8 protein-coding genes are annotated in these 8927 nt (G+C 73.9%); 5 read left to right on the top strand and 3 right to left on the bottom strand.

Features of this window, described 5'->3' with window-relative positions; all coding sequences use genetic code 11:
- On the top strand, positions 1-735 hold a 735-nt coding region (locus tag RKE29_RS24850), incomplete at its 5' end, for a tetratricopeptide repeat protein (RefSeq protein ID WP_369016054.1).
- Between the two features lie 13 nt (positions 736-748).
- On the opposite strand, the gene RKE29_RS24845 is transcribed toward RKE29_RS24850, so the two are convergent.
- Together RKE29_RS24845 and RKE29_RS24840 are read right to left on the bottom strand one after the other, a co-directional pair.
- Positions 749-1216: an NUDIX domain-containing protein gene (locus RKE29_RS24845; protein WP_312007857.1), complete on the bottom strand. Its 468-nt coding sequence runs from the start codon at positions 1214-1216 to the stop codon at positions 749-751.
- Positions 1209-1955 carry an XRE family transcriptional regulator gene (locus RKE29_RS24840; RefSeq protein ID WP_312007856.1) on the bottom strand — a complete coding sequence of 249 codons (747 nt, stop codon included), beginning with the start codon at positions 1953-1955 and terminating at the stop codon, positions 1209-1211. Before RKE29_RS24840 ends, RKE29_RS24845 begins: the two co-directional genes overlap by 8 nt.
- Positions 1956-2363: 408 nt before the next feature.
- On the opposite strand from RKE29_RS24840, the gene RKE29_RS24835 reads away from it, so the two are divergent.
- The 3 genes from RKE29_RS24835 to RKE29_RS24825 all read left to right on the top strand — a co-directional run bounded on the left by RKE29_RS24835 (position 2364) and on the right by RKE29_RS24825 (position 4789).
- Positions 2364-2678, top strand: coding sequence for a hypothetical protein (locus tag RKE29_RS24835; RefSeq protein ID WP_312007855.1), 315 nt, complete (start codon positions 2364-2366; stop codon positions 2676-2678).
- Between the two features lie 828 nt (positions 2679-3506).
- Positions 3507-3998 (top strand): hypothetical protein, encoded by a 492-nt coding sequence (locus tag RKE29_RS24830; protein ID WP_312007854.1) that lies wholly within the window; start codon positions 3507-3509, stop codon positions 3996-3998.
- A gap of 302 nt (positions 3999-4300) precedes the next feature.
- Positions 4301-4789 carry a YajQ family cyclic di-GMP-binding protein gene (locus RKE29_RS24825; protein WP_312007853.1) on the top strand — a complete coding sequence of 163 codons (489 nt, stop codon included), beginning with the start codon at positions 4301-4303 and terminating at the stop codon, positions 4787-4789.
- Positions 4790-4920: 131 nt separating this feature from the next.
- Here the strand turns inward: RKE29_RS24825 and RKE29_RS24820 are convergent, their stop codons facing one another.
- On the bottom strand, positions 4921-8049 hold the full coding sequence (locus RKE29_RS24820) for a SpoIIE family protein phosphatase (RefSeq protein ID WP_312007852.1): 3129 nt from the start codon (positions 8047-8049) through the stop codon (positions 4921-4923).
- Between the two features lie 536 nt (positions 8050-8585).
- Here RKE29_RS24820 and RKE29_RS24815 point away from each other — a divergent pair.
- Positions 8586-8927, top strand: a 342-nt coding sequence (locus tag RKE29_RS24815) for a hypothetical protein (protein ID WP_312007851.1), incomplete at its 3' end; no start/stop codon positions are given.

Genomic DNA, 8927 nt, shown 5'->3' with positions numbered 1-8927 from the left:
GCGCTGGGCAAGGCGTTGCAGCTCGGCGGCCACCTGGCCATCCGGCTGGGCAAGACCGACCTGGCACTGTCGAGCCTGGAGCGGGCCGTGGCGGCGGCCGAACAGTCCTCCGACCCCCTCATGGCCCCCATGGTCTACAACTCCATCGCCTGGGCCTACCAACGCCAGAACCGGCTGGACGACGCCAAGGGGCTCGCCGTCCACGTGGCTGACGGCATGGAGCGCGAGAAGGCCAGGACGGCCGGGAGCCTGCGGGTGTGGGGCGGCCTGCTGATGTCGGCCGCCACCAGCTACGCCAGGAGCGGGGACTACGACCAGGCCAACGACATGATGGCGACGGCGGAGAGCGCGGCGGCACGCCTGGCGGCCATACCGAAACCCGCCAACGGCAAGATGCTGAGCGTCTTCAGCCGGTCGTCCGTCCGCATCGAGCGCGTCCGTCTGGCCGTCCAGCACGCCCGGCCGCAGGAGGCCCTGAACCTGGCGCGCGGCACACGGCTGTCAGCGGACACGCCGCTGTCCTGGCGCACGTGGCTGCTGCTCGACGTGGCCCGCGCGTACACGGACACCGGCGACGTGGAGAACGCCGTCAAGTCCCTCACGACGCTGCGCCGGACGGCGCCCGCGTGGATGCGCCACCACACCCTCGCCGTGGCCGTCGTGACCGACCTGCGGGCAGGCCCGAGGCGACCGCCAGGACTCCGGCGACTGGCAGAGTTCGTCGCGGTCGCGTGACAGCGCCAGAGGTCTACCGGGTAGCGGGCATGGTGCCGTCGCGCCAGTCGTTCACGCGCTTGCGGACGCCGGGGACCATGGGGAGCGTGTCGACTTCTTCCGGCTCGAACCAGCGGACGTCGGTGGACTCCTCGGACACCGCGAGTTGCCCGGCCACGGGGCGGGCGAGGAAGCAGATGGAGAACTCCTGGCGTACTTCGCCGTCGTCGTAGGCGAAGACGTGGCGGGGGTTGGAGTAGGTGCCGACGATGCCGGTGATCTCGATATCGATCCCGGTCTCCTCGCGGGTCTCCCGGACCGCGCAGTCCGGCAGGGACTCCCCGATATGCATGGCGCCCCCGGGCAGCGCCCACATGCCGTTGTCGCGGCGGCGCTGGAGCAGGATGCGCCCGGCGTCGTCGACGACGACGGCGGAGGCGGCCGGGACCAGGCTGTTGGCGGCAGGGGCGTTCGGGTCGTCCTCGTAGTCCCGCCTACCCACGGGCGTCCTGCTCCCATACGGGGGTGGCCCGGCTCCACAGCTCCTCGCAGTGCGCGGCGAAGCGGGAGAACACACCCCGGTCGCCGTGCCGTCGCAGGTGCAGCAGCGGCGAGTCGTGGCCGACCAGTGATGCCAGGTGGGGCGTGACGAGGGCTTCGTCATCGAACCGGAAGACGGACAGCGAGACGTGGTTCGTGGCGTCGAGCGGGGAGGAGTACCGTGCCTCGATCCCGGCGTCTGTGCGCCCTATCCGGTCCAGCGCTTCCAGGGTCGTCCTGATGCGCGTGGAGACCGTCAGGGCCACGTCCTCGATCTCCTCGCGCTGGCGTGTCACCGGGCCGTCCGGGTCGCCGAGCAGGAAGCGGACCCGGCACCCGCTGTGCGCTTTGCGGCGCAGGGTGTCCGCGAAGGCGGGAATCTGGGTNTGCGCTTTGCGGCGCAGGGTGTCCGCGAAGGCGGGAATCTGGGTCCACAGGAAGTAGGAGGTGAAGCCGCCGAAGAACAGCTCCTCGGCGGCGCCTTCGATGAGTTCGGCCCACACCGTGGAGGGACAGGCCGACCGGTACGCGTAGCTGTGGACGATCTCCCGGTCGCCTCCGCTCTTCAGCCGGTCCTTGACTGCCTTGGGCCACAGCATCTGCTCTTCAACTCCCAACGCCCTGGAGGCGTCCTCTCGGTTCCTGGCATGCGGGATCAGGTCCTCGTCCGCGATCCACCGTTCCACGGTCTTGCCGGTCACTCCCACGCGGGTTGCCAACTGCCTGGGTGACAAGTCAGCAGACTCCATAGCTGATCGCAGCGCGCTGTTCAAGAGACCCCCCTCAGACGTTTGGGCGTTCTTTGAGCCTAGCGCGCCAACAGCCCGAACATCCCAGCACGGACAGCGCCATGTCCGTCACGTCACGTCATCCTCTTGCCAGATGGAAGACCCCCGCGACGCGTTTTCCTGCTCGGTGCGTCCGGGGGCGTGGCCACCAGCTTTGGGGAGCTGACGACATTGATCGACCTTACAGAGCGCTTAGCGACGTACGTGAAGCGCGTTTTCGGCCATCGAACGCGTGGCCGACACCGGGCGGGCTCGCCTCCGCCCCCGGCCGTCCCCCGGCCGGGTGCGGCGGTGCCGGAGTCCGGCCCGGCTCGGGCGGCGGTGGATGCGCCGACGCTGCGGCTGCCCCGGGTGCCCGCCGAGCCCGTTCCGGACCCGGCGGATGAGGTGTTCTGGCCGGTGGACACCCCGCTGGTGCGGCCGTTCCTGATCGCGTACGAGCGGGAGTTGGCCGAGCGGGAGCGGGAGCTGGCCGCGCGGCGGCGGGCCACCCGGAGGGAACGGCGGGTGCAGCGGCGTCGGCGGTGGGCGGCCTCGCTGGCCGCGTACGGGATCGATGTCGGGCCGCGCCGGATTCACGGCGTGGACCTCGCGCGGGCGGGCGCGCCAGTGGGGGGTGGCTGGGCGTGGCGGTGATGACGATCCGGGTGTACCGGCTGGACCCGGTGACCGGGGAGCAGGCCGAGATCAGCTCCTGCTCGGTCCGGGGGGAGCCGGGCAGGTCGTTTGCTCCGGCGTCGTGTGAGTGGCCTCGGTGCGAGTGCCCCCGGTGCCAGGCCAAGGCCAACGGCCCGGAGGGGGATCGGTGAGCGGGCTGGTGCGGCTGCCGTGGTCCACCGTGAACGGCACGCCCTGCTACACCGTCCCGTCCCCGGACGGCCACGGCCCCGGGCCCGTGGGGGTGTTGGCCGATGCGTGGGAGGACGCGCAGGTGCTGGCCGCGCGCAACGTGCTCGGCGCGGCGCGGCTCTGGCTCGCCTCGGGCGTCCGCGTCGACGGCGGACGGCTGCGGGCCGGGGCGGTGCGGCTGGTGTGGGCGCTGGTCCACGTGGTGCGGGTCGCCGAGATGCGCGGCAAGCGACTGGAACGGCTCGACCCCGGTGAGGCCGCGCGGGTGGAGATGGCCCGCGTACTCCTCGGGCACACCGAAGACCTGATCATCACCGGCAACGCCGAGACCTACCAGATGCGGTACGTCCTGGCCCGGCTGGTGGAGTGCCTGGCTGCCCTGGTCGAGGTCGCCGAGGCCCGGGGCGCGCTGCTCGCCACGCCGGGCAGCGGCNTCCTCGGGCACACCGAAGACCTGATCATCACCGGCAACGCCGAGACCTACCAGATGCGGTACGTCCTGGCCCGGCTGGTGGAGTGCCTGGCTGCCCTGGTCGAGGTCGCCGAGGCCCGGGGCGCGCTGCTCGCCACGCCGGGCAGCGGCGGCGGGTTGCGGTGCGGGAAGGGGGCGTGCGGGTGACCGCGACCTCGGGCCCGCGCCCGGCCGGGGCCACGGGCGGACCGTGGCTGTCGGTGCAGTGCGTGGCGGCGGTGCGGCCCGGCGGGGTGGTCGAGGCGCATGCCCTGTGCCACGGGGGCCGGTGCGCCTGCCGCTGCCACCGCAAGACCGCCGTCAGCCTCGGCCTGCTCGTCGGCGGGCCCACGCAGACGACCGGCCACGACCCGACCGGCCAGCCCGAGCCCGTACCGGCTCCCCCGCCGGGCGCGGGGCGGCCGGGCCGGGACCGACGGCGCCACCCGCCCGTCACCCCCGCCCAAGCCACGGCGGAGATGCTGGAGGCCGGGTACGAGCCCATCGAGACCTACCCCGGCCGCGCCTCGGTCGCCTGGTCCTGCCGGTGCACCACCTGCGGCGCCGCACGACGCGTCAAACTCTCCGAAGCCCGCGCCGGACAACGCTGTCAGCACGTCAGAGGCGTACCCCTCCTGCCGCCTTCGGCCTCCTGAGACCGGGGCGGGCACGGCTGGCCCCTTTCCGGCGATCCCCCGCGCCGGGCATGGCCAAGGCCAGCCCGCCCGCCCCACGGCCCGGCCCGCCCGTACCACCGTGCGGCGCGGGCCGGGCCACCCCGACAGCCGGACGGCCCGGTCTTCCGTACCGGCCCCACACCGCGTGCCGAAGCGGGCCGCCGGGGCGACCAAACGGAGCGTCAGGGAAGATCGACGTTAGGCTGGACGCGCACCGACGGCGGCGGGTGCTGCCCGGTCGGCAGCCGTACGTGATATTCGACCAAGGAGAGCGCAGAAACATGGCCGACTCAAGCTTCGACATCGTCTCGAAGGTCGAACGGCAGGAGGTCGACAACGCCCTCGACCAGACCGCCCGCGAGCTGGCGACGCGGTACGACTTCAAGAATGTCGGCGCTTCGATCGCCTGGAGCGGTGAGAAGATCGAGATGCGGGCCAATGCCGAGGCCCGGGTCAACGCGGTCCTCGACGTCTTCCAGAGCAAGCTGGTCAAGCGGGGGATCTCGCTCAAGGCGCTGGAGGCCGGGGAGCCGCAGCTGTCCGGCAAGGAATACAAGATCGTGGCCTCGATTCAGCAGGGCATCTCCCAGGAGAACGCCAAGAAACTCGCCAAAATCATCCGCGACGAAGGGCCCAAGGGGGTGAAGGCGCAGATCCAGGCGGACGAGTTGCGAGTGAGCAGCAAGAGCCGTGACGACCTTCAGTCGGTGATCTCCCTCATCAAGGGCAAGGATCTGGACTTCGCCGTGCAGTTTGTGAATTACCGGTGAGGATCGGTTTCCGGTTTCCGGCTTTGTCTCTTCGGGTCGGCTCCGGGGCGCCGCCCCTCGGTTCGGGGGCCGGTTCGGGCTGAGCGGCGCTCGTCGGGGTGCCCGGCCGCCGCCCGGCCCGGTCGGTGCGGTCAGTTCGGGCGCGCGGGCAGGGTCTGCTCCGTCCAGATGGACTTGCCCCCCGGGGTGTAGCGGGTGCCCCAGCGGTGGGCCAGGGCCGCGACGAGCTGGAGGCCGCGGCCGCTCTCGTCCATCGCCGACGCGTGCCGGATGTGCGGGGTCGTCAGGCTGCCGTCGGAGACCTCGCATATGAGGGTGCGGCTGCGCAGCAGGCGCAGCCGGACCGGGCCCTTGGCGTGCCGGACGACGTTGCCGACCAGCTCGCTGACGAGGAGTTCGGTGGTCATCATCACCTCGTCGTCCAGGCCCCAGGCCGCCAGCTGCTCGCGGACGCGGGCGCGGGCCTGGCCGGCGGCCCTGGGGTCCTCGGGGAGCGGCCAGGCGGCGACGGAGTCCGGGCCCAGGGCGTGGGCGCGGGCGACGAGGAGGGCGGTGTCGTCGCTCGCGGTGCCCTGCGTGGGCAGCAGGTCCGCGGTGAGGGTGTCGCACAGGGCGTCCGGGGCCGCCTGCCCGCCGGTCGGGCCCCCGTCGCCGTTCGGGCGCAGGGCGGCGGTGAGGCTCTGGGCGAGGAGGGTCAGGCCCTCGTCGATGTCGCGGTCCGGGGACTCCACCAGGCCGTCGGTGTAGAGCACGAGGAGGCTGCCGTCGGGCAGGTGGACGTTGCGGGTCTCGAAGGGCGGGGCGGCCACGCCGAGCGGCGGGTCGGGGACCAGGGTGGGGAAGGTGACGGTGGCGTCGGGGTGGGCGACGGCCGGCGGCAGGTGGCCGGCGTTGGCGTAGGTGAGGACCTGGGTGGTGGGGTCGTACACCCCGTACAGGCAGGTGGTGAAGGAGTCCTCGCCGAGGTCGCTGACGATGTCGTTGAGGTGGGCCAGCACGTCGTCGGGCGGCAGTTCGAGGTCGGAGAGGGTGCGTACGGCCGTACGCAGGCGGCCCATGGTGGCGGCCTCGGGCATACCGTGGCCCATGACGTCCCCGATGACGAGGGCCACCCGGTCCGCGGACAGCGGTATCACGTCGTACCAGTCGCCGCCCACGTCGGCGCCGCGCGCGGCGGGTAGGTAGCGGGCGGCCGTGGTGACGGCGGGCAGGGACGGCAGGGCGCGGGGCAGCAGGGCGCGCTGGAGGGCCTGGGCGCGGGTGGTGGCCGCGTCGTACAGCCCGGCCCGCTCCAGGGCCTGGGCGACCAGGCCGCTGAGGGCGGTGAGCAGGGTCCGCTCGTCCTCGGTGAAGCGGCGCGGGTGGTCGAAGGAGACCGCGCAGCTGCCGATGGGCCGGCCGGAGGCGATGAGCGGCAGGATCACCCACGCCTGCTTCTCTCCGGCGGCCACCAGGCGGGCCAGCTTCGGGTGGTGGGCGGTGTACTCCTCGGCCGACTCGGTGAACAGCGGCACGCGCGTGCGCAGCACTTCCTGGGTGGCCGCGGTGACCACCGGCGTGGCCAGCAGCCGGTCGAGGAAGGCGCGGGAGTGGCCGACCGAGCCGACGATGTGCGGGCGGTCCTTCTCCAGGGCGGCGACGAGCAGGCCGGTGGCGCCGAAGGGCGGCAGGACGCTGTCGGCCACGGCGGTGACCACGTCCTGGGCGGTCACCGCCTCGGCGAGGGCGTGGGTGAGCTTGCCGACGAGGGCGGCGCGGTCGGCGGCGGCCCGCTCGGCGGCCTGCCGCTCGGCCTCGCGGCGGCGCTTCTCGGTGATGTCCGTGACGTACACGGTCAGCCCGTCGGGTACGGGCACCAGCCGCAGGTGGTACCACTCGTCGCCGTCCGGCCAGGGCAGGTCGAAGCTCACCGGCCCGCCCTGGGCCACGGCCTGCCGGCACCGCTCCTCCAGGCCGGGTACGTCCCGTACGGCGGGCACCTCCCACAGCGGCCGGCCGACGAGGTCCTGGGAGGAGCCGAGCAGGCGCTCGGCGGCCGCGTTGACGAAGCCGATGCGCCAGTCGCCGCCCATGGACAGGAACGCGTCGCTCATGTGCAGCAGGGCCCGGCCCACGGACTCCAGCGCGGGGTGGGTCTGCGCGGTGTTCCAGGTGGTGCCGTCCATGCGGACCGGCTGGCCGTCCTCGTCGGTGACGACCTCGCCGCGGGTGCGCACCCAGCCGTACGTGCCGTCCGCGCGCCGCACCCGGTACTCGCAGTCCTGGACGCCGCGGGTGCGGATCGCCCGGTCGCCCGCCTCGGCGACCCAGGGCAGGTCGTCGGGGTGGATGAGGTTGGTCCAGGTCTCGATGCGGCCGTCGAGGTGTTTGCGGTCGACGCCGATCGCGTCGTACGCGCCCTCGCTGACGGCGAGGTGGCCGGTGCGCAGGTCCCACACCCAGGTCCCGGCCAGCACCGCCTGCGCCGCCTGGCCGGGCTCCGGCCGTTGCAGCAGGGTGGGGGCCAGGCCCTCGGGGCTGGGCGGCGCGAGCCGCAGCCGTCCGGCGGCCCACCGGGCCACCTCGGTCAGGAACGCCCACTGCGCGGGGTCCGGCGCGGCGCCCGGCGGGATCACCACGCACAGCGCGCCGACCGGCCCCTGCGGGCCGGGCAGCGGCACGGCCGCCATGCCCGCGCTGGCCAGGACGGCGGCGGTGGTCAGGACGACCGGTTCGCGGCCGCGCATCTGCCGGGGCACGCCCGGGGTGGCGAGGTGGGCGGGCGCGTCGCCGCGGACGGCCAGGGCGGGGGCCACCTCGTCGTCCTCGAAGACGTTGTACCAGAGCCGGACGAAGGCCTGCGGCAGGCCGGTGCTCACCAGGAGCTGGAGGTCCCAGGCGGTGCCGCGGGCGCGCAGGTAGGCCATGCCGCCGAGGCCGCCGAGGTCGAGGGAGGCGTGCTGGACGGCGGCGGAGAGGACGTCGCTGTCGGTGGAGTCGTCGTCGAGGGCCGCGAGGAGGCGCAGGCGGTCGGCTCGCAGCGGCTCGGGGGGACGGGGCAGCGGGTCGGGGTGCCGAGGCGGGTGGGTCTGGCCCGATGTCTGGGGTGCCTGGGGTCGCCGGGTGGGTACCGGCGGCTCGGGGCGCTCCGGCGGCCTCGGGGGCTGCGGCGGCTCGGGGCGCTGCGGGGGCTCGGGGCGCTGCGGGGAGCGCGGCCAGGGCCGGGCAGGCTGGGGCCGGGCCGGCGGCTCGGCCGGCCTGCGGTCACGCCTGGCGCTCACGGCCGTCCCCGCCTTCCGATCGGTCCCGCCTGGTGGGGTGGGGTATGCGACAGCCTTCCAGCAGGTCAGAACCCATCATGGGGGAAGGAAATTCCTTTACCGGGACAAAGGGGTCTCATCTGACAGCGTATCCACGCGCTGACGTCGTATCTACGCATCGGCGTCGTCTCGTACCTCCGCGCGACGCTCCGGGCCCGGCCGCACCCTGGTCCGTCCCGGCGGCGGGGGCCGGGACGCGCGGGCGGCGTCTGGCGTACGGGTCCGCCTCCTGTCCGGTAGCCGTCCGGGTCGTGCCCTGGCCCACCTCTGCCCGGCGATCCCGTGGGAATACGCGCCCGACGGGAAACGCGCAGTCATCGAGCAAGACGGAGAGTAGCTGACGGCCGGTGTACCCGCCAGAGTCTCGACGTCACCCGCGCGTGCCGCGCTTCACCCCGCGGATTCCTGTCCATTCCGCGCGGTCGGGCGCCTGGAACGGGGCCGTGCGCGGCGCGGAGGGGGCCGGCGGGGTGGCCGGGTGCGGCAGAGTCGGCGGGGTGCACCGTCCCGCTCTGCTGGCCGCCGTGGCCGCGCTGCTGTCCGCCGTCGGATGCGTGTCCCAGTCGCCGTCCCCCGGCTTCGTGCCGGTACGGGACACGGCGGCCGGGCACCGGGCACCGGCCGACGGGCCCTCACCGTACCCGCTGCCCTCGCAGGCCACGGCCCGGGAGACGCTGGGGGTGGTGGGCAAGCCCGCCCACGAGAAGCACAGGAAGCGCGAGAAGCACCGGAAGTCGTCCGCGAAGCACGGGAAGCCGCACCGCGGGCACCACGCGCGGCAGCGGCCGGCGGCCGGGGCCGCGCCGGGGCAGGCTCCGCCGCCGCGGGCCGCGGCCCGG

It is taken from the genome of Streptomyces sp. B1866, assembly GCF_031932565.1.
In the GTDB taxonomy this organism is placed as follows: domain Bacteria; phylum Actinomycetota; class Actinomycetes; order Streptomycetales; family Streptomycetaceae; genus Streptomyces.
This window is presented reverse-complemented; position numbering and strand designations above follow the sequence as displayed.

Bases quoted from the DNA above. Each gene is read 5' to 3' on its own strand.
- RKE29_RS24825 (WP_312007853.1), top strand. From the start codon at position 4,301: ATGGCCGACTCAAGCTTCGACATCGTCTCGAAGGTCGAACGGCAGGAG.